Source organism: Corynebacterium sp. CMW7794 (assembly GCF_001563605.1).
In the GTDB taxonomy this organism is placed as follows: Bacteria; Actinomycetota; Actinomycetes; order Mycobacteriales; family Mycobacteriaceae; genus Corynebacterium; species Corynebacterium phoceense.
Genome location: NZ_KQ961731.1, coordinates 31,667 through 55,610, shown reverse-complemented (window position 1 = coordinate 55,610; position 23,944 = coordinate 31,667). Strand labels below are relative to the sequence as shown.

Genomic DNA, 23,944 nt, shown 5'->3' with positions numbered 1-23,944 from the left:
CTCACCTATCCTAAATTTTGCGAGCATCTTTTGCAGAGAAATTGGCAAAGAAGTTAATCTTTCACGCCTGCCCGTCCCTTCAACCGCCCACTCCACGACCCCGATGCCCGCGCGCTTCGATAGACTTACCAGCTATGGCACAGGACACAAATCTCACGTCGGAACGCGACTTTGACATCATCCTTTTCGGCGCCTCGAGCTTCGTCGGCAAAATCACCGCCCGCTATATCAAGGCGAACCATCCCGAACTCAAGGTGGCGCTTGCCGCCCGCGGTGCCGGGCGAGTCAACGGATTGAAACTGGGCTACCCCGTCATCGTTGCCGACGCCATGGACGCCAAAGCCATGGACGCACTCGCCAAGCGCGCGAAGGTCATCATCACAACCGTGGGCCCGTACACGCGGTACGGCGACAACCTGGTCGCCGCCTGCGCCCAGAACGGCACCGGCTACGTAGACCTCTGCGGCGAGGCGCTCTTCATCCGCCGCAGCATCGACAACTGGCACGAGGTCGCCCAGGAGACCGGGGCCCGCATTGTCCATTCCTGCGGATTCGACTCCGTTCCCTCCGACATGGGCATGTTCTACCTCCACCAGCACGCGAACCGCCCGCTCACCGAGGTCACTATGTCGGTGGAACGACTCTCCGGTGGCCTGTCCGGCGGCACGATCGACTCCATGCGCGAAGTCAGCGCCGACGCGAAGCGCATGCCCAAGGGCGGCGCAATCCTCCACAGCCCCCATTCCCTTTCGCCGGACCACAAGCAGGAGCCCGACCTCGGCCCCGAGCCTGACCGCTTCGTGGAATACGACGAGCTCGTGGGCCAATGGGTCGGCCCATTCTTCATGGCCATGTTCAATACGCGCGTCGTGCGCCGTTCCAACTCGCTTATGAATCACGCCTATGGCGAGCGCCTGCGCTACCGCGAGGCGATGACCACCGGCCAAGGACTCCTGGGTCAAGCAAAAGCACAGCTCCTCCACGCCGCGACAGTCGCCGGCTTCGCACTGATTATGATTCCCAGCCTGCGCAAGCCCCTCTCCCGCTTTATCCCCGAACCAGGCGACGGCCCCAAGGACATTGAGAAGGGTGGCTTCACCATCGCCCACTACGGCAAAGACGAAGACGGTCATGTCTATGTCACCGAGGTGTCCGCCGAGGGCGACCCAGGGTACAAGACAACCGCCATGATGCTCACCGAAGCAGCCGTCACCCTCGTGAACCATCCTGGCGAAGGCGGCGTCCTCACGCCGGCAACAGCGCTCGGCGCCCCTTATATAGAGGCATTGGATTCCCACGGCATGCGATTCCGCGTCCGCCAATAATCCCATCCACAGCGCCCAGCCCCCGCGAGGGACGCGTTGTGGGCTGTGTTGATAGCTTCTGCAGCTACGCCCGGGCTTAGCCGGCGTTGCGCAAGGCGGTGGCGAGACCGTTCATCGTCACCTGGATGGTCTTCGAGACGAGGAAGGAGTCGTCGCCAGCGCGGTAGCGGCGCAGCAGCTCAAGCTGGACCGCGTTGAGCGGCAGGAGGTACGGGTAACGGCGCTTCAGGGAGCGAGCCTGGCGCTGGTTTTCCGCCGTGAGGTCCGCGTTGCCGGTGACCTTGAGGTAGACCTCGCGGGTGAGCTCAAACTCGTCAGCGATGAGCGTGTAGATGCGGTCGGCCACGTCTTGGTCGCTCACGAGGTTCGCGTAGAGACGCGCGAGGGCGATCTCCGCCTTGGTCATGACCTGCGCCATGTTGGACAAGACGGCGCGGAAGAAGGGCCAGGTCTGGTAGAGCTCGCGCAGCTTATCCCAGCGCGCGGCGTTCTCCCCTGCCCAACCGGAAAGCGCGGTGCCTACGCCGAACCAGCCGGGGACGTTGGTACGCGACTGCGACCAAGAGAGCACCCACGGGATGGCGCGGAGGTCAGAAATCGCGGTGGTCTGCTTACGGGCCGCGGGGCGGGAGCCGAGGTTGAGGTCGCCGATTTCGTGGAGCGGAGTGGACTCGGTGAAGTACTGGATAAAGCCCGGGTCGCCGATGAGCTCACGATACTTTTCGCCGGAGCGCGCGGAGAGCTCGCGCATGAGCGCGTAAGAACCTTCTGGGTCGGCGATGGGTTCGGTATCAAAGAGGGAGGCCTCGAGCGCGCCGGCCGCGAAGGCCTCGAGGTGGCGGCGAGCGGTCTCGGGCGCGCCGTATTTCGCGGAGATGACCTCACCCTGCTCGGTGATGCGAACAGAACCGGAGACGGCACCCTTGGGCTGGGCAAGGATGGCGTCATAGGTCGGGCCGCCGCCACGGCCGACGGCGCCGCCACGGCCGTGGGCCAGACGCAGCTCAACATTGTGGCGCTGGCGCAGCTCGACAAGTTCGAGCTCCGCGTCGTAAAGCGACCAGTTCGCCTGAAGGTAGCCGCCGTCCTTGTTGGAATCCGAGTAGCCGAGCATGACTTCCTGGACGTCGCCACGAGCGCGCAGGTAGTCGCGATAGAACGGCAGGGACCAGAGCTCTTCCAGGATGTGGGCGCCGGCCTTCAAGTCATCGATGGTCTCGAAGAGCGGGACGACGTCGACGTGGGTGAGCCCCACCTCCTTGAGCAGAACCATGGGCTCGAGGATGTCGCTCACGGTACCGGTCATAGCGATGATGCAGTGCGCGACGGAGCGCTCGCCGAACTTCGCGACGGCCGCGGCAGCCGCGCGGAAGATACCGAGCTCCTTCTCCGCGAGCTCGCCCAGCGGGGCGTGGTTCGGGTAGAGCAACGGGCGCGGCGTACCCAGCTCACCCACGAGAAGCTCGACGCGGGCAGTCTCGTCGAGCGAAGCATAGTCGTCGGTGAGACCGGCGGCAGCAAAGATATCGGCGAGGACGGCCTCGAAGGACTCAGAGTTCTGGCGCATGTCGAGCGTGTAGAGGTGGAACCCGAACGTCGAGATAGCGTCGCGCAGGCGTGCCAGACGGTCCTCGGCGATGATGTCGTCATTGTGCTGGCGCAGCGAACGGTCGATGATGTCGAGGTCATGCTGCAGCTCCGCGGGCCCCTCGTATGGCTCGGCGGGCGCGGCACCCGAGGCTGGCAGAAGGTCGGGGCGGCGGCGCTCCGTCAAGGGGGCGACGGTCGCCGCCTCGTCGCCGAAGAAGTGCCTACGCGTGGCGGCGACGCGGGCACGGATCCCGAAGATAGCGCGGCGGTAGGGCTCGTCGACGCGGGACTCCCAGTCATTATGGGCGGCATCGGCAAGCTGCTCCAGCTCCGTGGAGCAGGAGGAATAGCGGTCCGAGAGGGAGAGCTCGCGCTCGAGCTCCGCGAGCTGATCCTCGTAGTACTTGAGCGCCGTCTCCGCCGCGCGCGAGGTGGCGTAGGTGAGCGTATCCGCGTTGACGAAAGGGTTGCCGTCGTGGTCGCCGCCGATCCAAGAGCCGGGGCGCATGAGAGCGGCTTCGGGAAGCTGCAGCCCAAAGGTCTCCTTGAGGCCCTCGCGGACGGCACGGTTGAGCGCCGGAATCTGCTCGAGCAGGGAAAGCTTGTAGTAGCGCAGCGCGACGTCAACCTCGTCTTCGAGGGTCGGGCGCGCGATGCGGATGAGCGCGGTCTGCCACAGCAGCGTCATACGCAGGTACAGCTCGCGTTCAATGTCCGACTCATCGCCACCGAGATGCCACTGCTGGAGGAGCTTCTTAATGCGTGTCTGAGTATCGAAGACCGTGCGGCGGCGAGTTTCCGTGGGGTGCGCGGTAAGGACCGGCGCGACCACGGCATCACGGACGACGTGGGAAGCCTGAGCCGCGGTGACCGGCGAATCCTTGAGCTTGTCAAAGGTCGTGCGCAGGGAGACCGGCGCAGGCACGGACTCGTCCGCAAGGTCCTCGACCAAGTTGGCAAGCAGCGCGAAGTAGGAGAAGGCGCGAGCGACGAGGTTGGCCTTCGTGATGTCGAGGTCGCGGAAGACGGCAAGCAAGTCCTCAGCGCTGGCGTCCCCGTGGGCGACATCGAAAGCTAGGCGACGCGTGGACTCGACGAGTTCGTAGACACCCTCACCCTCCTGCTGCGCAATGACGCGGCCAAGTACCCGTCCAAGCAGGCGGATATCGTCTTTGACGAAGTCACGGGACGAGCTGGCAGTGGTCATGAGGAGTCCTTTCTATGCCGACTCGGCGCGGATTCTGTACTGTCTCAGCACAGCCGCTGAGTTAACACACTGTGGTTTACAGGATTTACATAAATGTAGCCCACGTCACTATTCTGCGCCGGGTTAAGGTGGCGCACTACCCCCAGTTGTGGTGCAAGCACGGGAAGCACGACCAGCACTCACCCGCCGCGCCGCAGCCCCCTTTTCAAGTAGCGGCACCCGCCACGACGTTTTAGACTGGCGGGACACCATGCATATATCGGGGAGACGGGGGCCTACGCCATGCTCACGGCTGGAACAATCGGGGATATCGCGCGCGAACGCCGCCGCGAAGGAGGACTGACACAGCGACACGTCGCCCGGCGCGCCCGCGTGTCCGAGCGCTTCGTGCGCGACTTAGAAACAGGGAAAGGCACAGTACAGCTCGACAAGGCGCTCGCTGTGCTCGCAGCGATTGGACTGCACGTCCGTGTCGAAACGGCAGGCGCACTGCCGTTCGACGCGATGGCATAAAATGGCACGATCATGCCGGTTTTCCGTCGGGGAGGTTCGATGGACACACAGGAATTGGGCCGCTTCGCGAAGGAACAACGCCGCGAAGCTGGCCTGAGCCAGCATGACGTCGCTCTCCTCGCGGACGTGCCTGAGCGCTGTGTCCGAGCCTTCGAATCCAGCAAAGGCAGCGTTCACCTCGATAAGGCCATTTCCATCTTGTTTGTCGTGGGTTTCGACCCCCGGCGACGCCGCGACCTCACCCACGTGCTCGCGTATCGCCGCCGGTTGTGGGGCGCTTAGGCCACAGCCGAGGCCGCCGGAATCTGCGCCAACCACGCCGCATGGATGCGGGCATCACCATTTTCCTCAGGATGGAAACTCAGCGCGGTGATGGCGCCAGAGCGCACGCCCACGATGAATTCGCCCTCGCCAGCGTTACCGGAGACGGTGGCGATAGCCTCCACACCCGGACCGGTACGGGTAACGATGGGCGCGCGAATGAACGAAGCGTCCACGTCGACGACGTCGCCGCCGACTCCGGCTTCGCCGTCGACTCCCGCTTCGCCGTCGTCGAGAATGACTGGAACGACGCGCTCCGCGGAGAAACGCTGATTGCCAAACGCATTGCGGCGCACAGTGACGTCGAGCGCGCCCAGGGTCTGTTGGCCAGCGGCGGGATTTTCGAGCTCGCGTGCGAGGTAGATGAGCCCAGCGCAGGTGGCGAGCACGGGCAGACCGGCGTCGATGGCGGCGCGCAGCGGTTCGGCCAGGCCGAAGGACCGCGCGAGGCGGTCAATGACGGTGGATTCGCCGCCGGGAAGAACAAGGCCGTCGAGGCCCTCAAGGTCCGCCACCTGGCGCACTCGGCGCGTGTCCGCGCCAAGAGATTCGAGAACCTCGATGTGCTCTTCGACCCCGCCCTGGAGGGCAAGCACTCCAATGCGCATGGGATTACCAGCCGCGCTCAGCGAGGCGGTGCGGGGCCGGGACATCGGCGACGTTGATGCCGACCATGGCCTCACCCAGGCCGCGGGAGACGCGAGCGAGCGCGGACGGGTCGTCGTAGAGGGCGGCTGCCTCGACAATGGCCTTGGCGCGGGCGGCCGGGTTGCCGGACTTGAAGATGCCGGAACCGACGAACACGCCTTGGGCGCCCATCTGGCGCACGAGGGCGGCATCGGCAGGCGTAGCCACGCCACCAGCAACGAAGAGAACGACGGGCAGTTCGCCGGTCTCGGCGACCTCGGCGACGAGGTCGTACGGAGCCTGCAGTTCCTTCGCTGCGACGTAGAGCTCGTCCTTGTCCAGGTTGCGCAGGCGGGCGATCTCGCCCTTGATGGTGCGCAGGTGCTTGACGGCCTCGGAGACGTCGCCGGTGCCAGCCTCGCCTTTGGAGCGGATCATGGCAGCGCCCTCGGTGATGCGGCGCAGGGCCTCGCCCAGGTTCGTCGCGCCACAGACAAACGGCACGTCAAAGTCCCACTTGTTGATGTGATTGACGTAGTCCGCCGGGGAGAGAACCTCGGACTCGTCGATGAAGTCCACGCCCAGCTCGGCAAGAATCTGCGCCTCGACGAAGTGACCGATGCGCGCCTTGGCCATGACCGGGATGGACACGGCATCGACAATGCCCTCGATGAGGTCCGGGTCAGACATGCGGGCCACGCCGCCCTGCGCACGGATATCGGCAGGAACGCGTTCGAGCGCCATGACGGCGGCGGCGCCGGCGTCCTCCGCGATCTTGGCCTGTTCCGGGGTGACGACGTCCATGATGACGCCGTTCTTGAGCATGTCAGCGAGCCCGCGCTTCACACGGGTAGTTGCAATCTGTTCAGTCATGGCGACTATTTCAACGCCGCAAGTGGTCTATTACAAGAGCCAATTTCACCCAATTGAATTAGACCACTTACCCTTACCCCATGCACGTCATCCTCGACCCGGCTGATACCCGCACCCTTCCGGTGCAACTCGCCCACGCCATCCGCGACCAGATTTCCGCACGCATCCTCTCCCCCGGCGAGGCCCTTCCGTCGACGCGCCAGCTCGCCGCAGAACTCGGCATTTCCCGAGGTAGCGTCGTTGCTTCCTACGATCAGCTCCTCGCCGAGGGCTACCTCGAGGCCACCGTCGGCTCCGGCACGCACGTGAGCCGCCGCCTTCACCACAACCCCGTTTCCCCAGCCCCGGAACCGGCCATACAGAAGCCTGCCCGCGCGCTCGTGGAACTTACCCCCGGCGCCCCAGACACCGCGGGCATCATTACCCCCGAATGGCGCTCCGCATGGCGTCGCGCGGCGTCCACTCCGCTTTCCGATGCCCCCGCCTCCGGCCTCCCCACCCTCCGCCACGAGGTGGCTGCACACCTCGGCACCATGCGCGGACTCGCCGTCGACCCAGCGCACATCCTCATCACCTCGGGCGCCCGCGAAGGACTGGCGCTATTACTCCGCGCGCTTGCGCCAGCGCTCGGCGGCGCACTCACCGTGGGCGTGGAGTCCCCCGGTTACCCCAGCTTGCGCCGCATTCCCTCGGCCTTTGGCCATGCCGTCGCGGAAATCCCCACGGACTCCGAGGGCGTGCGCGTCCCCGCCACGCCGCTCGACGCGCTCATCGTGACGCCCAGCCACCAGTACCCGTATGGCGAATCACTGTCGGCCGCGCGCCGTACGGAGCTCGTCGCGTGGGCACGACGGACGGACGCCCTGCTCATCGAGGACGACTTCGACTCGGAGCTGCGCTACGCGGGCCAGCCACTGCCAGCGCTCACGGCTTTGGAGCCCGCGCGCACGGCGTTGCTGGGAACCTTCTCCTCGGTCATCTCCCCCGGCGTGGCCTGCGGCTATCTCGTCGCGCCATCCTCGCTCGTGCCGCGGCTACGCGCGGAACGCGAACTTACCGGCCAACCGGTCAGCCTCATCACGCAATCCGCGCTGGCACGCTATCTCGCTAGCGGCGCGTTGCGTCGCCACACCGGCTCCGTGCGCCGCGCCTATCGCCGCCGCCGCGACCTCGTAGATTCTTACCTCGGCGACCTTCCGGGCACGCAACTGCTCCCCATCCGAGGTGGCCTGCACGCGGTGTTGCTCTGCGAGAAACCCGCCGATGAGGTTGTTGCGGCGGCTGGGCGTCTGGGCGTGGGGCTCACCGCGCTCGCGGAGTACTGGGGCGGCGAGGACGCACCCGGCGGCGTGGTTCTCGGCTTCGGTCACTTAGCCGATAGCGAGCTCGACGCCGCGCTGCGCGTCGTCGCGACGGCAGCGCGGCTTTAGGCACAGCTCGACATGCCAGCTGCCCCGCGCGCGGCTTAAGCGTTGAGAGTCACCGACGCGAGCATGCGTCCAGAGGGCTCCGCGCTGCCAGCCATGGGCTCTTCAGTGACGAGCACCTTGGTGACGTCACCGTCGAAAGGCATCCACACGCCGTCGTGCGGGTCCTGCCCGATGACGCCGGCGGAGCTCATCTCGCCGGTGCTCGACACGGCCCACACCTGCGCGCCCATGCCAGCGTCTAGTTCCGGCTCGCCGTCGACCATCGCGCCGGCTTTGCCCATGTCCTCGGAAGACACAATCTGGAGGCGTGCGCCTTCGGCTTCGGCATCGGCGCTGCGCAGATCCTCCGCGCCCATGATGGCATGCATTTCCTTCTCGCCAGGGCTCTCCGGGGCCGGTGCGTCTTGGGCCAGCTGCGTGTCCTCGCCAGCCGGAAGGAACTGCGCGACGGTCACGCCGCCGATAACGAGAACGAGCGCCGCGGCGACCACCGCGAACCAAGGACGCCGGCGCCGCGCGCCGAGGTCAATGACGCCGCCGTCACCACTGCCGCTGTCGTTACCGCCCCCGGCAACCACAGTGGTCGGTTCCTGTGGCGTGCGCTCGAGGCGCTCGAAGACAGCGTCTTTCAGACGGGCCGGTGGCTCGACCTCGGGCACGGAGTCGAGGAAGTTCTCAAAGCTCGCGTCGTCGAATTCACGCGTATTACTCATCGTTCCTCCCTCGCCATCAGTTCCTTAAGTTTGCGGACGCCATCGCGCACGCGCGTCTTTGCGGTGCCCAGCGGTACTCCCGTTGATTCTGCCAGCTCGGCGTGGGTGAGACCACCGAAGAAGGCCAGCTCCACCGCCGTGCTGTGGGGTTCACCAATAGCAGCGACGGCGGCGCGCAGACGCTGCGACTCCACACGGTCGAGCGCGTCTGTTTCCACGTCATCACCCCGCAGCGCCGCGCGGAGCGTGGCTTCGCGGTCATCCCGTTCGACGCTCGCGATGTGCGAGCGCAGGCGATCCACCGCGCGGCCGTGGGCGATGCGTCCCACCCAGGTGCGTGCCGAACCCCGCGCCGGATCGAAGTTTGCGGCCTTAGACCACACCTCGACGAAGACGTCTTGGGCGACTTCCTCAGCAAGAGCCGGATTACGCAGAACGTGGAGCGTCACGCCGTAGACGAGCGGTGCCAGTGCGTCGTAGAACTCGGAAAAGGCATGCGTATCCCCCGCCGCAGACGCAACGAGCAAGTCGTTGAGTCGATCTAGCTTATCGGGAGACATTGTCGACACGGACGTTGATCTTACCTTCCCCTCGAGGACGGGAGCGGACATCTTTAGTGTGACATTGAGCCGGACATAGGCGCTTCGGTCATCATCTCGTCCGACATCATCTCGTCGGTCATCATAGAGTCTGACGGCTTCATCTCATCAGACATCATCGAATCCGAGGGCTGCATGGAATCCGACATCATCGCGTCCGAGGGCTTCATCTCGCCGGACATCATGGAGTCAGAAGGTGCCATCGAGTCAGAAGCCACGGCACCGGACGGAGCCATGGAATCCGACATCATGGCATCCGAAGGAGCCATCGAGGGAGTCTCCGTCGCCGGAGTGTTCTTCGTGTCATTGCAGGCAGCCAAGCCAGTGGCAGTGAGCGCGAGGGCGGTAGCGGCGGCGATGAGTTTGATCTTCATGAGTGTTCTCCTTTAGAGGTAACGGGTTCTGCCGTGCGGGGGTGCGCGGCCTTACGTGAACTCATTCGGAGCACGCGGCTGGGGCGGATTGGAATCGACGAAAACTTTTTTCAAACCATCCGCACTGGGGCTCGGCGCCGAATAAAGGGCAGACCGTACGAAAGAACCGTCTGAAAGAAGGAAACCATCATGGTCTCGACTACGCTCACCACCCTGGCAGTGGGGCTTGCCGGAGGGCTCATCACCGGCATCTCCCCCTGTATCCTGCCTATTCTCCCGCTCGTGCTGGCCGTGAGCGGCGCGCCTGGCGAGGAGCGCTCACGAGCGCGGCCGTGGCTCATCATCGCAGGCCTCGTCACGAGCTTTACCGCCGTCACGCTCTTTGCCACGACGGCGCTCAACGCCCTGCATCTGCCCGGTGACCTCGTATGGAAGGTGGGCCTGGGGCTCCTCATACTCGTGGGACTGGGCATGATCTTCCCCAAGGTCCAGGAGCTCCTCGAGTGGCCGTTTCTCAAGCTGCCGAAGGCCGGCGGGTTGCAGGCCAAGGTTCGCGACAAGGGCGGGTTCCTCGTGGGGCTCGCGCTCGGCGTCGTCTTTGTTCCTTGCGCCGGGCCGGTCCTCGCCGCCATCAGCGTGGCGGGCGCCACGGGCCACGTCGACGCCCATATCCTCGTGCTGTGTTTGTCCTTTGCCGTGGGCGTGGCCGTGCCGCTCCTCATCTTTGCACTCGGCGGTGAGCAGATCGGCCGGCGCGTGAGCTTCTTCCAGTCACATCAGCGCGGCGTGCGCCTCACCTCGGGCTTCCTCGTCATCGCCATGGCAGGTGCGATCGCCACGGGCGCACCGGCCTGGCTCCAGCAGAAGCTGCCAAGTCTCAGCCAACCCGAGGTACAGGCGGCATCGGCAAGCTCGGGTGCGGTCCCGGAATTTGCCGGGCTCACCGGCTGGTTCAACACGGATACACCCGTGGACCCGCGCACGAATGGGCAGGTGACGCTCATCGATTTTTGGGCGTATGCCTGCATCAATTGCCAGCGCAACAACGTGCATATCGCGAAGCTCTACGACACGTACAAGGACTACGGCCTGGAGGTCGTGGGCATCCACGCGCCGGAATACCCGTTTGAACGCGAGTCCTCCAACGTGCGCCGCGCGGCCGCGGAGCAAGGCATTGCCTACCCCGTCGCACAGGACAATGACTTCGCGACGTGGCGTGCTTTCGGCAACCAATACTGGCCGGCGCATTACCTCGTCGACGCGCAGGGGCAACTGCGCGGCAGCCACGCGGGCGAGGGCGACTACGCGGAGACGGAGCACCAGATTCGTTCTTTGCTGCAGGAACGCGACCCGCAGGTACGCCTACCCACGCCGGTCGAGAGCACTGAGGCCGCCGTGGGTGCAGCCGACCGCAATCCGGAAACGTACCTGGGCACCGACCGCGCGCGGTATTTCGACAACCCGGCGGCCGAGTATGTCGATGGCACGCATTCCTTCACGGCGGTGACGCCGCGGCAGGGGCGCTACGCGCTGGGTGGCGAGTGGACGCTGGCGGGTCAGCCGATTACCGCGGGCCGCGACGCGACGGTGGATCTGGCCTACCACGCGGCGTGGGTCCAGGTGGTCGTTGCAGGGCGCGGGACCATCACAGTGTCCGATGGCGACACGACTCAGGAGATTCCGGTTACCGAGGACGGGACGATTGACCTCCTGCGCGGGGACGCGGCCCGAGAGGGCACGCTCCATCTGGCGGTGACCCCGGGCGTGGAGCTGTTTTCGTTCACGTTCGGATAAACCTCAACGGCGCGTCGTGTGGCGCAGCTAGGCTGGGACGCATGAAGCTCACCATGCTCGGCCACTCCGCCATCGCCATCGACGCGCCTGAGGGCACCATCGTTATCGACCCGGGTTCACTCACCGACCCGGCGTGCCTGAAGTCCGCGGACGCGGTGCTACTCACGCACGCGCACCCGGACCACCTCAACGTCGACGCGGTGCGCGACTCCGGCCTGCCGGTGTGGGGCACGGCCGAAGCTATCGCGGCTTTGGGTGACCGCGCGGAAGACACGGTGGTGCAGCGTGACTCGGAGTTCGACATTTTGGGCCAGCACATTCGCGTCTTTGGTGGCCAGCACGCAGAGATCCACCCGTCACTGCCACGGCCAGAGAACCTGGGATATTACATGGATGGCTTGCTCCATCCGGGCGACGAATACGTCGAGTGTCCTCTGCCCGTTGAGGTACTCCTCCTGCCGATTGCGGCGCCGTGGGTCAAGGGGTCCGAGGCCGCAGACTACGCAGTCAAGGTTGGCGCACGCGTGACCATCCCCATCCACGACGCGGTGCTCTCCCCCGGCGGCAAGGCGATTACTGACGGCATGCTGGGCAAGGTGGGCGTGCCCGGATACCAGCGTGTCGAGACCGGTGAGACCGTCGAGTTCTAGGCACTCATACACGACGCCGGCCCGCCCCATCATGTGATGGGACGGGCCGGCGTTGGTGTCTGCGGAGTTACACCGCGTAGCTCCTTCTCAGGTGCGTTCTAAGACTCTTTCTCAGACTGTGCAGTCTCGGTCTTGCCGGAGAGCTGCGACATGTTCTTGTTGAAGTCCTGGAAGCCCTTGGAGAAGGTGCCCAGGTTTTCCATGAAGCCGCCCATGATGTCGATGGGCAGCGGGAACACGATGGTCGAGTTCTGGTCTGCGCCCAGGTCGAGGACGGTCTGGAGGTAGCGCAGCTGCAGCGCGGCCGGAGCCTTGCCCAGCTCCTCAGCGGCCTCACGCAGCTCACGCGAGGACTGAAGTTCGCCGTGCGCGGAAATGACCTTTGCGCGACGCTCACGCTCGGCCTCCGCCTCGCGGGCCAGGGCGCGCTGCATCATCTCAGGAATTTCCACGTCCTTGATCTCCACGATGCGGGTGATAACGCCCCAACGTTCGGTCTGGCCGTTAATGATAGTGGCCAGGTCCTCATTGAGTTCCTCGCGGTGAGCAAGGAGATCATCGAGGTCCGCACGACCCAGCAGGGTACGCAGGGTGGTTTGGGCGATCTGGGAGGTCGCGACGGCGTAGTTTTCGACCTGCAGGACGGCCTTTTCAGCGTCCGTCACCTCGAACATGACCACGGCGTTGACGCGCACGGAGACGTTGTCCTTGGTGATGATTTCCTGCGGCGGGATGGTCAGCGTCACCACACGCTGATCAACGCGCTCAAGCTTGTCGATTCCCGGCCACATGAAGTGCAAGCCCGGCTGCAGGAGCGGACGCAAATGGCCAAAGCGGAACGCCACACCGCGCTCGTATTGCTTGATGACCTTCAGGGAATACATCAAGAACATGATAATGAGCGCGATAATAATGCCGATCACGATCGGCCAAAAGACGAATGCTGACATTTAACTTGCTTCCTTTTCCTTGCGGCGATCCGAGCCATAACGCGTCCGCGTACTATTTCCGTACTTCGAGCTGAAGCGGTCAATCTGCGCAGACAGCTCGGCTTCGCGGTTACTCATCTCCGGCACCACAATCTTCGGTGCGTTCGACGGCGTATTCCACAGATGGCGAGCCAACGGGTACACGCCGAGGCCCGTGATGACGATGAGGGTGCCGACGGAGATGAGAATCTCCGAGAGCGAGTGGTTGGTGATCATCGAGCACAGCGGCAACAGGTATGCCATCGCAGCGACTCCCAGAGCGATACCGCGATGGAAACGCCCGGAATCCGAGTGCGGCCACGGATCGAGCTGACGGGTGACCTCGCGGCCATGGTGCGAGACCGTGCAGGCGTCCTTGACGGGGCAGGTATTACACACCGTCGGGTTTGCGCGGTAGCGCATGACGCGGTTTTCCGGATCGAAGCTCGATGGCCACAGCCACTGATCCTCGGGGCACTGCCAGGCATCGTGTTCCTCGAGATAACGGAACGTGCCCGCCTGATTACTCATCGTGCGGTTCGCGGTCTGCTTCGCCATAAGGTCGAAGCCCCACGCCACCGCGACGAGAAAGAGACCATAGGCCGCCGCGAGGACGGTAAAGATTCCAGGTGCGTCCATAACGAATGTTCGCTTGCCTTTCTTTTACTTCTTATCAGCGTCGGTGCCGTCAGCACCGTTACGCTTGTCGGACCCGTAGGTGCCGCCCCACTTCGTGCGGGAATCGAACTTCGGATCCTGCGGACCGGAGGCCGCCGAGTCGCCGCGACCGGAATCCGGATCGACTTCCTCAACGAACGCACCGCGCTCGTCGATGTAGCCGTACTTCCGGCCAGCCACGCGGCGACGATCGTCGACACGGCCCTTGCCACCAGAGACCAGGCCCACGGAGGAGCCGACCGGAATCTCACCGGCGTGGTCATCGTCATCCGGAGCGATGATGCTAAAGAGCGGATCGGTCGGGTGCTCCTCGATGGTGGGGATCTCCTTGTTGTAGAGCACGCCCTTGAGCGCCATCCACAGGAACGGGAAGATACCGGCAAGGAACATGACGTCACCCGGCATACGCAGCCACTCCATGATGAAGTTGCCCGGCTCCGTGATGTAGCCCAGGGAGCGTGCCTCGACATACCCGGAAGCAACAGACTCGTAGAGCTGCATGATGCCGAGCGGCAGAAGGGAAATGACAACCATCCACAGCAGACCCAGGTTGGTGAGCCAGAAGGACCATGCCATGGCCTTATCTGACCACTTGTCCTTGGGGATGAGGTAGCGCAGGGCGAAGGCAGACAGGCCGAGGGCCAGGAAGCCATAGACACCCATCATGGCGCCGTGCGCGTGGTTGGCGGTAAGCGCCGTACCGATTTCGTAGTAGGAGACGATAGGCAGGTTGACCAGGAAGCCGAAGATACCGGCGCCCAGGAAGTTCCAGAAGCCCACGGCAACCAGGAACATGACGGCCCAGCGGTGCGGGAACGGACGCTCGCCTGAGGCACGCTGACGGGAACCGAGCTGCATGAAGGTCCAGGCCTCTACGGTAAGCAAGGTCAGCGGGACGACCTCGGCTGCGGAGAAGAAGGCACCGAGAGCCATGTGTTCGACCGGCGTACCGGAGAAGTACAGGTGGTGCATGGTACCCAGGACGCCACCCGTGGAGTACAGGATGATGTCGAGGAAGATAATGCCCAGGGCGATCTTTTCGCGAATGACGCCCAGGAGGACGAAGACGTAGGCCACCATCACGGTGGTGAACAGCTCAAGGAAGTCCTCCACCCAGAGGTGGACGACCCAGAAGCGCCAGAACTCGGCGACGGAGATGTGCGTCTCCGAGCCAGCCAAGTTACCCACGGCGTAGAACGCCGGGATGGCAATGCCGGCGTAGAAGAACATCCACGGCATGTTGGATTTGTTCTCAGTCTTCAAACGGCCACGCAGCTGGCGGAAGAGGATGAAGATCCACACGAACATGCCCACGGTGAGGAGCACCTGGAAGAAGCGAGGCAGGTCAAGGAACTCCCACTGCTGAGAAAACAGCGTGCCTTCCTTGATGTAGCCCATGGTGGACAGCCACTCGAAGGCCATCGAGCCGAAGACAACAAAGGCGATCGCGCCGAGCAGGAACCACACGAGCCAGTGCTGGCCCTTCGGTTCCTTCTTGCCCACGAAGGATGCAATGAAGATACCGGCGGCAAGCAAACCACCTGCGGTCCACAGCAGGGACAGCTGCAGGTGCCAGGTACGCGACACGTTGTACGGGAGGATCTCCTGCAACGGGATGCCGAAGAAGCCAGTGAGCTCGGTTCGGTAATGCTGCGAGGCCGCGCCTAGGAGGGCTTGGATGAGGAAGAGTAAGACGATGACGAGGACGAACCAGGCGACAACCTTCTGGGACTTGGTCAGACCCACCTCGCTCGGCTGAGTGAAGTCAAGGTTCGGAGCCTCTTCTGCGTGCCAGCCGATGGACTTGGACCAGCGGCCGTAGATGGCGAAGATGAGGCCGGTGCCGCCGATGAGCGCGATGAGCGAGAGCACAGACCACACGACGAGGTCAGCGGTCGGGCCGTTATCCACACGCGGCTCAGCAGGCCAGTTGTTGGTGTAGGAGTAATCGTGGCCCGGACGCTCAGCGGCCGAGGCCCACGCGGTCCAGCCAAAGAAACCGACCAGGTTGTTGATCTGCTTGTCATCGGTGATGAACTCGGAAGGAAGGCCCTTTTCATGGGAATCCTCGCCGAAGTACTTGGCGTAATAGGCCTTGTTGGACTCAAAGGCAGCAATCTGGTTGTCCGTCCACTCGAGAACCTTGGTGTCCTCGTTGTAACGGTTGGTACGGAATTCGTCGATGACCGCTTGTTCCGGCGTGACGTTTTCATCAATGAAGTCCGGGTAGCCGTTCTGGTCATTGAGTTCGCGCGCCTTGTCGGCCGCCATGCGCAGGTACTCTGCAGTGTAGTCGGGGCCGAGGTACGCGCCGTGGCCCATGACTGAGCCATACTGCTGCAAACCACGAGCCTGGTACAGAGCCTGGCCGTTGAGGATCTCTTCCTTAGTCAGGATGGTCTCGCCGGTCGACTGTGACACGATTTTGTCGGGCAGGGGCATTGAGGCGGTGTAGGTACGGTACGCCAAGAAACCCATGACCAAGAAGCCAAAGATCATGACGAGAGCGACACCCTGCACCCACACGCTACTCAGCTTCAGTACCGGCTTGGACCGGTCTTCGCTGCTAGTGGTGATAGACATGTATCTTCCTGTCGATTCAGATAGTGAACACCGCTTCCACGTCGCCGTGCACACCAATGAGATACAGCGTTGTGCTCAGTGTTGTACTCACACGGCTGTACTCACGCGGTTGTACTCACACGATGCACACGGAACGAGCGAGAGCGCGGTGCATTAGAGATATTCATGGGCCCCAAGGACGGAGTCCACCACGGATAATTATGAACGGAAAATCCAGTTTTAAATAGAGCGCGGCACTTCCACTGCCACAAATGAAGTCAACCGAAAGAGGTAGAGCGCGCGTTGACGCACGAACAGAGTGACCATTCACACCCCAAAGGATGTAGCCACACCAATCCCGCTCGCTGCAATTTTTACGGTAGAACCCGGATAATTTAACTTCATTATTCAACTTATAGCCCCGAATATATGACTTTGGTCACTAGTGGCCATATAGGAAACTTTTCCAATCGCGCGGCCGAGATATTGAATTAAACCGAAAAAGCCGTATTATTTGGATCATGAACTTCGCAGAACACACCAAGCGCAACTGGGTCATCACCCTCTTTGCCGCCATCTTCTTCGCAGCCATCGTGTCCATGATCTTCCTCAACGACCCGCACGAGACCATGCTCGTCGCCGTCGTCTTCGTCGCCTCAACCCTCATCCTCTTCGGCGCCATCCTGGGCATCTGGTACCTCATCCAGAACCGCAAGAAGAGCTCCGCCGCCCAGTAGCGGCCACACTCCATCCCTCTCCCTGCGGAGCCCTAGATCGAGCGTATCTATTTACCGCTCGGTCTAATTTTATTCGTACCCCTACCGGGTGAAATGCGCGGAACTCCTGGAATCCTTGGCCACGTTTGGACAGCTTGGTCTAGTGTTTCTGGCATGACTACGAAATATGACAACACCAACTTCGCCGACTGGTCCATCGAAACCCGTGCCCTCCACGTAGGGCAGGATCTGGATGGCTCGACGAACTCGCGCAGCATTCCGATTTACCAGACGACGTCCTACGTCTTCGACAGCGCCGAGCACGCTGCCGCTCGCTTTAACCTCTCGGATGCAGGCCCGATTTACACTCGCCTGACCAACCCGACGGTGGACGCCCTCGAGCGCCGCATCGCAGCCCTGGAAGGCGGCGTCGCCGCCGTGGCTTTCGCGTCCGGCCAGGCCGCTGAGACCGCCGCCATCCTCAACGTCGCTTCTGCCGGCGACCACATCGTCTCCTCCGCGCGCCTTTACGGTGGCACCACCACCCTGTTCGCCGTCACCTTGAAGCGCCTGGGCATCGACGTCACCCTCCTCGAGAACCCGGATGACCCGGCCGAGTGGGAGAAGGCCGTCCAACCGAATACCAAGGCTTTCTACGGTGAGACCTTCGGCAACCCCATCGCTGACGTCCTCGATATCCCAGCCGTCGCCGAGGTCGCTCACAAGCACCATGTTCCGCTCATCGTCGACAACACGATCGCCACCGCGGCGCTTGTTCGCCCGCTGGAACTCGGCGCCGACGTCGTCGTCGCCTCCACCACGAAGTTCTACTCCGGCTCCGGTTCCGCCGTGGGCGGCATCCTCGTCGACGGCGGTAAGTTCGACTGGACCGTCGAGCGCGACGGCAAGCCCGTCTTCCCCTATTTCGTGGAGCCGGATGAGGCTTACCACGGCCTCAAGTACGCCGAGCTCGGCGCCCCGGCGTTCGCCCTCAAGGCTCGTGCGGGCCTGCTCCGCGACACCGGCGCGGCCGTCTCCCCGTTCAATGCCTGGCTCACCCTCACCGGCCTGGAGACCCTCTCCCTGCGCGTGCGCAAGCACAACGAGAACGCGCAGGCCGTCGCCGAGTACCTCGCTGGCCACGACAAGGTCGCCAAGGTCAATTACGCGGGCCTCGCGGACTCCCCGTACAAGGCGGTCAAGGAAAAGATCGGTGCCGAGTACACCGGCTCCGTTCTCTCTTTCGACATCGCCCCGGGCGAGCGCGACGCCAAGGAGGTCGCATGGGCTTTCATCGACGCCCTGAAGCTGCACTCTAACCTGGCCAACATCGGCGACACCCACTCGCTCGTCGTCCACCCGGCCACCACCACGCACTCCCAGTCGGACGAAGAGGGCCTGCGCGTCGCCGGCATCAACCAGGCCACCATTCGCCTGTCCGTCGGCATCGAGGACATCAAGGACATCCTCGCCGACCTCGAGCTGGGCTTCGCGGCCATCGCCTAACCGCACCTCACCAGCCAACGGTCGGCAAACGCTGGACATCGGCCGGCTCATGCTGGCCCCGCTTTCTTCCGCGGCCGCTCCTCCTGGAGGCCGCGCGTGCCACAAAAGTCCCGCCGCTCGCGTCCTGGGAAACGCGAGCGGCGGGATTTCTGCGTCAAGGTTGCTTACAGGTCGAGGGTCTCGACCCACTCCTTCGCGATGCTCTCGACGGGGACTTGGCCATTGACGCTGCGCGCGTTCATGAGGAAAAGTCATCCACTCCAAGTATCGCCAACGTCCGCCGCTCCGTCACGACAGCACGCCGCCGCTACCGCACATGAATCTAATACCAAAACAGACCAAGCGGTTCATCTACACTTTGAACCAGACGCCTGGACACTCAATCCGGGTTTCGCCATGAAATCGATTCGCCCCTCCGCAGAAAGGATCGCCGCTAGATGTCGTACCCCACGTTCGCGCTCGAAGGCGAGCTCGCCTTCACCGATATCGGAACCCTGCGGACTGAGGCGGGCGCCGAAATCCCTGCGGCGACCATTGCCTATCAGCACTGGGGTGCTTTCGCCGGCGACCCGGATGGCGCCAATAACGTCCTCCTCATCGAGCACGCGCTCACTGGCGACTCCGACGCAGCGGACTGGTGGGGCGATCTCATCGGACCTGGCAAGGCGCTCGACACCACGCGCTGGTGCGTCGTATGCACCAACGTCATCGGCGGCTGCAAGGGCTCTACCGGCCCCGCCAGCAAACACCCGGACGGCGGCACCTGGGGCTCACGCTTCCCGGCACTTTCCATTCGCGACCAAGTCCAGGCGGAAAAGCAATTCCTCGACGCGCTCGGCATTCACCGCGTCCACGCCGTCATCGGCGGCTCCATGGGCGGTGCCCGCACGCTGGAATGGACGCTGCTCTATCCCGAAAAGATGGACGCCGCCTGCGTCATCGCCGTGTCCGCGCGTGCCTCCGGCTGGCAGATAGGCATTCAAACCGCACAGATTTCCGCCATCGTGCGCGACCCGAATTGGGTCGGCGGCGATTACTACTCCACCGGCAAAGTCCCCGGCGACGGCCTCGCCGCCGCCCGCCGTATCGCGCACCTCACCTATCGCGGTGAGCAGGAAATCGACGAGCGTTTCGGCGCCCAGCCCCAGCGCGGCGAAAATCCTCTGGGTCCCTACCGCAGCAACGACCAACGCTTCGCCGTGAACTCCTACTTGGACTACCAGGGCGCTCGTCTCGCCGATCGCTTCGATGCCGGCAGCTACGTTGCGCTCACGGAATCCCTCAACCGCCACGACATCGGCCGCGGCCGCGGCGGACTCATCAAAGCGCTCGCCCAAAGCAAAGTTCCCACCATGGTCGTCGGCGTGGACACAGACATTCTGTACCCCTACCACCAGCAGGAACACCTCTCCCGCAACCTCGGCAATCTCCTCGCCATGGCGAAGGTCGTCTCCCCGGTCGGTCACGACGCCTTCCTCACCGAGACACGCCAGATGGACCGCATCCTGCGCAACTTCCTCACGCTCTCCGCGCCGGATGGCCTGAACTTCGGCCCGGCCTACGTCGGCGACGAATACTACATCTAATCGCCGACGCCGCACTCACACTCTCCGGAGCATGTGCTGCCGCGCGCCTAGAACTTCACGCCGAAACGCGCGAGTGCCTCACGCGCCTGAAGCTGAATCTGGGTCCACTTGCGATCGATAGCCACCATGACGCGCTTACAGCACGACTAACTCCCCAGCGCGTCCACCGACGTCGACAGGAAAAGCATCGCCGCGCCCACAGCTGCGGTGAAGACGGCGTCAAAGTGGCGCGAACGCACCGCGAGAATTCCCACGCGCTCTGAGTCGCAGGTCAGACGCACGACGGTGAGCCACAGCAGCCCAGTACCCAGCGCAAAGGACGCACGCCGCCAGTGTTCAAACGCAGCAAAGCCTGCCGATGCCGCCACCAACACGACGAAGATCCCAATCATCACCCATTGCACGGTGCTCGGCAGCCGCGAGGCCTTGAGACCGATGTCGTGCGGATTAGCCAGGGACAGCCCCTCCGGAGTCGTCTGCGCAGACGCGGAACGAGCAACCGAGCGGCGCGGGTCGTGCTGGTCGCGCTGTGGCTCCATGCCGTGCACGCTCTTAGGCCTGGGCAGCAAGTTGCTCGGCACGCTCGACGATGTTGTAGACAAGGAACGCACGCGTGAGAGGGCCCACGCCGCCCGGGTTCGGGGAGACGAAACCGGCCTTCTCCCAGACGTCCTCGGCCACGTCGCCAGCGAGCTTGCCGTCGACGCGGGAGACTCCGACGTCGAGCACGGCCGCGCCTTCCTTGACCATGTCCGCGGTGAGCATGTGTGCCTTGCCGGCGGCAGCGATGATGACGTCCGCCTCGCGGGTCTCCGCGGCAAGGTCCTTCGTGCCGGTGTGGCACAGCGTGACGGTGGAATTCTCGCTGCGGCGGGTGAGCATGAGGCCGATAGGGCGGCCGACCGTGACGCCACGGCCGATGACGACGACTTTGGCGCCATCAAGCTCCACGCCGTAGCGGCGCAGCAGGTGGATGCAGCCGTTCGGGGTGCACGGCAGCGGGGCCGGCTCATTGAGAACCAGCTTGCCCAGGTTCACCGGGTGGAGGCCATCGGCATCCTTGTCTGGATCGATGCGCTCGAGGATTTTGTTTTCGTCGAGGTGCTTGGGCAGCGGCAGCTGCACGATGTAGCCCGTGCAGTTCGGATCCGCGTTGAGCTCGTCGATGACAGCTTCGAGTTCTTCCTGCGTGGTTTCCTCCGGCAGATCCTTGCGGATGGAGTTGATGCCCAGTTGCTCGCAGTCACGGTGCTTCATCTTCACGTAGGAATGGGAGCCCGGGTTGTCGCCCACGAGGACCGTCGCCAGGCCCGGGGTCACCCCCTGCTCCTTGAGCTTCGCCACACGAGTGGCCAGGTCTGCAAAGATCTCGTCGCGGTACAGGGTGCCGTCTAGTTTGGTAGCGCTCATGCCCACCATCCTAGACTGAGCACTATGAGCCAGCTGCACATCGTCTTTGATAACCCCGTCATTCCTACTAATACGGGCAATGCCATTCGCACCGCCGCCGTCACCGGTGCCACGCTCCACCTCATTGAGCCGCTGGGCTTCAACTTCGATGACAAGCACTTAAAACGCGCTGGCCTCGACTACCACGACCTGGCAGATCTACAGATCCACAAGGACTTCCAGGCCTGCATGGATGCCCTACCCGGCGCGCGCGTCTTTGCCTTTACCACGCACACCACCAAGTGGTTCACCGATGTCGAGTACCGCGACGGCGACGTGCTCCTCTTTGGCACCGAGCCCACCGGCCTGCCCAAGGAACATCTCGAGCACCCACGCATCACCGAGCAGGTCCGCATTCCGATGATGCCCGCGCGTCGCTCGATGAACCTGTCGAACGCCGCCTCGACCGCCGTCTTCGAGGCGTGGCGCCAGCTGGGCTTTGAGGGAGCTGTCTAGTCCCGCCTCGACGTGCTCTGCGCAAGATCAGCGCGTGGGAGGACACCCTCAAGCACAAGCCCGAATCCACGCCGGAGTAAAGCTCACCGTCTTAGGCTTCTGGCTCGCCGTCCCCGGCCTCGGGCACGGCGGCGAGCTCCGGCAGACGCCGGGCGCGCAGGCGCTCCATGAGGAGGGCGGCATCGGCAGGCTCGAGCTCTTCGGCGGCCATCTTCACGGGACCGTTGACGAGCTCGAAGCGCACCGTGCCCACTGTGAGCAGCTGCGCGAGCGGCCCCGCCTTATAGGTGACCTCCTGGATGTGCGGCAACGCGACGGCCATGACCCGGCGCGTGAGCCGCCCGCGATGGACGATGGCTACGCCCTCATGCAGGGTCACCGACTGGCGCGCACGGTCCATGGGCGACGCCCACCAGGCCCGGCGCGGCGAGGTAAACGTGGGCTGGGTATGGCCTTCTGGCAGGGCTACGGCGTCGATCTCCGCAGGCGAGAGATCGGAGACCACCGCGAACATCGCGAGCGCCTGCTCGCGCGTGCCCACCGGGACGATGCGCGTGGAACCCGACTGCTTGCCGCCTGCCGTGCCATAGCCAGCGACGGAGACGTGCACCTCGTACCAGCCGAAAGGCCGCCACGTCCACGGCTGGGACACGCGCACGCCATGGATGCGCGAGAGACGAATAGCCTGCCGGCGCCTATCCGCCAGACCATAGTTCACGTTGAGGACGCCACGGTCCGCGTCGAGGCGCGCGCTAAAACGCCACGAGGTGTCGACGAGATTCCACATAGACGGCACGAAACCAACGATGATGGGGATAACCGAGGCATTCGCCACCGGTAACGCAAGCAGGCCGAAAGCCACGGCGACCATCACGAGGGTGCCGGGTCGCAGGGCCTCTGCGAGAAGCGTGCGGCCAATGGGAATCTCCGGCAAGACCGCCGAGTGCTCCGCGTCCTCCGACTCTGTCACCGCACCGCCGTCCGCCATGGGTCGCGCATGCACGTGCGCCAAGACCTCGCGGCGCACCTCCTCCGCCTCGGGCTTGGGCAGATACCCAATCTGGATAACCGACGCGGTGCCGCCGGCGGTTTCCACGCGCACCTGCGCCAGTCCGAAGATGCGGGCGATGACGGACTCGACGACGTCGACGGCTTGAATGCGGTCATAGCGCGCCGAACGGAAGGAATTAGACAGCACGCCGTGGCGCAGCGATACCTCTTCTTCGTCGATTTTGAAGCCCAGCTTGCGCCACCACAGCTCGCTCACGAACCAGATGACGACGCACACCACGACAAAACCCGCGAGGGTGAGCAGCGAGTCGCGCCCCATGTCCCGCCAGTGGCCGTCGCGCAGGTAGGTCACGAAGTCCGCGACCATCTCTAGGTTGAAGTTGAGGATAAAGATCGCGACGATGGCCAGGATGAGCGACCAGAACCGCAGCAACGGCGTGAGGCGATGGACGCGGCGGAAACTCTCCTCGTCGACCGGCATGCGGCCACGCGCGTGACGGCTCACAGCCCGCTCATCCTCTCGCGTGCTTGGACTGCCAGCCGTTCGCGCAAGGCGTCAGCTTCTTCTGCCGGCAATCCCTTAATGGTGGCGTCCGTGCCTGCCGATGCCGTGTGCAGCTTCACCGTCTTCATCCCATAGGCCCGCGCCACAGGCCCCGCCGTGACATCGACGAATTGAATGCGGCCATAAGGCACGACCGTAAACTTGTGCCACAACTTGCCCTTGGTAATGAGCAGCTCATCCTCAGTCTCGAGCCATCCCATGTTGCACACCTGCGCCGGAATGAGCCACAGCAGCCATACGAAGAGCACGGCGAAGAAGGCCGTACCGATGTGCCACCACGGTCCCCAGAAGTACGCCGCCACCACGCACGTCACCGCACAAAGGACAGTCCACGTGAGGTTGACGATATAGCGCACCTTCACCAGCGCGGGCGAGACCGCATTCATATTCGGCGGAACGACAGGATTCATGATGGTCACACTAGCAAAAGG

23 protein-coding genes are annotated in these 23,944 nt (G+C 63.8%); 10 read left to right on the top strand and 13 right to left on the bottom strand.

The genetic code is table 11. The features are described from left to right. Positions 1-134 precede the first annotated feature (134 nt). On the top strand, positions 135-1,325 hold the full coding sequence (locus tag HMPREF3227_RS05085) for a saccharopine dehydrogenase family protein (RefSeq protein ID WP_066510811.1): 1,191 nt from the start codon (positions 135-137) through the stop codon (positions 1,323-1,325). A 76-nt stretch (positions 1,326-1,401) separates the two neighbouring features. Here the strand turns inward: HMPREF3227_RS05085 and ppc are convergent, their stop codons facing one another. Further along, complete coding sequence (gene ppc, locus HMPREF3227_RS05080) at positions 1,402-4,122, bottom strand: phosphoenolpyruvate carboxylase (protein WP_066510805.1); 2,721 nt, start codon at positions 4,120-4,122, stop codon at positions 1,402-1,404. Positions 4,123-4,404: 282 nt separating this feature from the next. Here ppc and HMPREF3227_RS05075 point away from each other — a divergent pair, with 282 nt between their 5' ends. Both HMPREF3227_RS05075 and HMPREF3227_RS05070 read left to right on the top strand, forming a co-directional pair. Continuing rightward, positions 4,405-4,635: a helix-turn-helix domain-containing protein gene (locus HMPREF3227_RS05075; protein ID WP_066484925.1), complete on the top strand. Its 231-nt coding sequence runs from the start codon at positions 4,405-4,407 to the stop codon at positions 4,633-4,635. Between the two features lie 39 nt (positions 4,636-4,674). Further along, complete coding sequence (locus HMPREF3227_RS05070; protein WP_066484917.1) at positions 4,675-4,917, top strand: helix-turn-helix domain-containing protein; 243 nt, start codon at positions 4,675-4,677, stop codon at positions 4,915-4,917. Here HMPREF3227_RS05070 and pdxT read toward each other — a convergent pair. Beyond that, positions 4,914-5,564: a pyridoxal 5'-phosphate synthase glutaminase subunit PdxT gene (gene pdxT, locus HMPREF3227_RS05065; RefSeq protein WP_066484914.1), complete on the bottom strand. Its 651-nt coding sequence runs from the start codon at positions 5,562-5,564 to the stop codon at positions 4,914-4,916. The two genes, HMPREF3227_RS05070 and pdxT, sit on opposite strands and share 4 nt — an antisense overlap. Before the next feature lie 4 nt (positions 5,565-5,568). Next, the gene (pdxS, locus tag HMPREF3227_RS05060) at positions 5,569-6,456 is read right to left on the bottom strand and encodes a pyridoxal 5'-phosphate synthase lyase subunit PdxS (RefSeq protein ID WP_066484911.1); all 888 of its coding nucleotides are present in this window, start codon (positions 6,454-6,456) and stop codon (positions 5,569-5,571) included. 80 nt (positions 6,457-6,536) lie between these two features. Between pdxS and HMPREF3227_RS05055 the strand changes: the two genes are divergently transcribed. Further along, positions 6,537-7,886, top strand: a complete 1,350-nt coding sequence (locus HMPREF3227_RS05055; RefSeq protein ID WP_066510804.1) for a MocR-like pyridoxine biosynthesis transcription factor PdxR — start codon at positions 6,537-6,539, stop codon at positions 7,884-7,886. Between the two features lie 35 nt (positions 7,887-7,921). On the opposite strand, the gene HMPREF3227_RS05050 is transcribed toward HMPREF3227_RS05055, so the two are convergent. The 3 genes from HMPREF3227_RS05050 to HMPREF3227_RS05040 are packed head-to-tail and all read right to left on the bottom strand — an operon-like array spanning position 7,922 to position 9,572. Beyond that, entirely contained in the window at positions 7,922-8,599 is a 678-nt protein-coding gene (locus HMPREF3227_RS05050; protein WP_066484906.1) for an anti-sigma factor, read from the bottom strand. Further along, positions 8,596-9,159, bottom strand: coding sequence for a sigma-70 family RNA polymerase sigma factor (locus HMPREF3227_RS05045; RefSeq protein WP_230384013.1), 564 nt, complete (start codon positions 9,157-9,159; stop codon positions 8,596-8,598). The genes HMPREF3227_RS05050 and HMPREF3227_RS05045 overlap by 4 nt, the downstream gene beginning before the upstream one ends. A 53-nt stretch (positions 9,160-9,212) precedes the next feature. Next, positions 9,213-9,572 carry a hypothetical protein gene (locus HMPREF3227_RS05040; RefSeq protein ID WP_066510802.1) on the bottom strand — a complete coding sequence of 120 codons (360 nt, stop codon included), beginning with the start codon at positions 9,570-9,572 and terminating at the stop codon, positions 9,213-9,215. Between the two features lie 189 nt (positions 9,573-9,761). Here HMPREF3227_RS05040 and HMPREF3227_RS05035 point away from each other — a divergent pair, with 189 nt between their 5' ends. Both HMPREF3227_RS05035 and HMPREF3227_RS05030 read left to right on the top strand, forming a co-directional pair. Then, on the top strand, positions 9,762-11,366 hold the full coding sequence (locus tag HMPREF3227_RS05035) for a cytochrome c biogenesis protein CcdA (protein ID WP_066510799.1): 1,605 nt from the start codon (positions 9,762-9,764) through the stop codon (positions 11,364-11,366). A gap of 41 nt (positions 11,367-11,407) precedes the next feature. Continuing rightward, on the top strand, positions 11,408-12,016 hold the full coding sequence (locus HMPREF3227_RS05030; RefSeq protein ID WP_066510792.1) for an MBL fold metallo-hydrolase: 609 nt from the start codon (positions 11,408-11,410) through the stop codon (positions 12,014-12,016). A 98-nt stretch (positions 12,017-12,114) separates the two neighbouring features. Here HMPREF3227_RS05030 and HMPREF3227_RS05025 read toward each other — a convergent pair whose 3' ends face one another. The 3 genes from HMPREF3227_RS05025 to HMPREF3227_RS05015 are packed head-to-tail and all read right to left on the bottom strand — an operon-like array spanning position 12,115 to position 16,245. Continuing rightward, positions 12,115-12,909: an SPFH domain-containing protein gene (locus tag HMPREF3227_RS05025; protein WP_369814867.1), complete on the bottom strand. Its 795-nt coding sequence runs from the start codon at positions 12,907-12,909 to the stop codon at positions 12,115-12,117. Between the two features lie 57 nt (positions 12,910-12,966). After that, positions 12,967-13,623: a hypothetical protein gene (locus HMPREF3227_RS05020; protein WP_066510784.1), complete on the bottom strand. Its 657-nt coding sequence runs from the start codon at positions 13,621-13,623 to the stop codon at positions 12,967-12,969. A gap of 24 nt (positions 13,624-13,647) precedes the next feature. Then, positions 13,648-16,245, bottom strand: coding sequence for a nitric-oxide reductase large subunit (locus HMPREF3227_RS05015; RefSeq protein ID WP_066510783.1), 2,598 nt, complete (start codon positions 16,243-16,245; stop codon positions 13,648-13,650). Positions 16,246-16,745: 500 nt separating this feature from the next. On the opposite strand from HMPREF3227_RS05015, the gene HMPREF3227_RS05010 reads away from it, so the two are divergent. The 3 genes from HMPREF3227_RS05010 (at position 16,746) to HMPREF3227_RS05000 (ending at position 20,032) form a co-directional block, all read left to right on the top strand. Next, positions 16,746-16,961, top strand: a complete 216-nt coding sequence (locus HMPREF3227_RS05010; RefSeq protein ID WP_066510778.1) for a hypothetical protein — start codon at positions 16,746-16,748, stop codon at positions 16,959-16,961. A gap of 153 nt (positions 16,962-17,114) precedes the next feature. Continuing rightward, entirely contained in the window at positions 17,115-18,446 is a 1,332-nt protein-coding gene (locus HMPREF3227_RS05005) for an O-acetylhomoserine/O-acetylserine sulfhydrylase (RefSeq protein WP_066510773.1), read from the top strand. 437 nt (positions 18,447-18,883) lie between these two features. Next, positions 18,884-20,032, top strand: a complete 1,149-nt coding sequence (locus HMPREF3227_RS05000; protein WP_066484850.1) for a homoserine O-acetyltransferase MetX — start codon at positions 18,884-18,886, stop codon at positions 20,030-20,032. Between the two features lie 146 nt (positions 20,033-20,178). Here the strand turns inward: HMPREF3227_RS05000 and HMPREF3227_RS04995 are convergent, their stop codons facing one another. Both HMPREF3227_RS04995 and HMPREF3227_RS04990 read right to left on the bottom strand, forming a co-directional pair. Continuing rightward, positions 20,179-20,571: a DUF3017 domain-containing protein gene (locus HMPREF3227_RS04995; RefSeq protein WP_082723159.1), complete on the bottom strand. Its 393-nt coding sequence runs from the start codon at positions 20,569-20,571 to the stop codon at positions 20,179-20,181. 13 nt (positions 20,572-20,584) lie between these two features. Next, positions 20,585-21,442 carry a bifunctional methylenetetrahydrofolate dehydrogenase/methenyltetrahydrofolate cyclohydrolase gene (locus HMPREF3227_RS04990; RefSeq protein ID WP_066484849.1) on the bottom strand — a complete coding sequence of 286 codons (858 nt, stop codon included), beginning with the start codon at positions 21,440-21,442 and terminating at the stop codon, positions 20,585-20,587. 24 nt (positions 21,443-21,466) lie between these two features. On the opposite strand from HMPREF3227_RS04990, the gene HMPREF3227_RS04985 reads away from it, so the two are divergent. Beyond that, positions 21,467-21,937, top strand: a complete 471-nt coding sequence (locus HMPREF3227_RS04985; RefSeq protein WP_066484846.1) for a tRNA (cytidine(34)-2'-O)-methyltransferase — start codon at positions 21,467-21,469, stop codon at positions 21,935-21,937. 91 nt (positions 21,938-22,028) lie between these two features. Here HMPREF3227_RS04985 and HMPREF3227_RS04980 read toward each other — a convergent pair whose 3' ends face one another. Beyond that, a complete protein-coding gene (locus HMPREF3227_RS04980; protein WP_369814865.1) occupies positions 22,029-23,453 on the bottom strand; it encodes a PH domain-containing protein in 1,425 nt (474 codons plus the stop codon). After that, complete coding sequence (locus tag HMPREF3227_RS04975) at positions 23,450-23,923, bottom strand: PH domain-containing protein (protein ID WP_369814864.1); 474 nt, start codon at positions 23,921-23,923, stop codon at positions 23,450-23,452. The genes HMPREF3227_RS04980 and HMPREF3227_RS04975 overlap by 4 nt, the downstream gene beginning before the upstream one ends. Positions 23,924-23,944 lie beyond the last annotated feature (21 nt).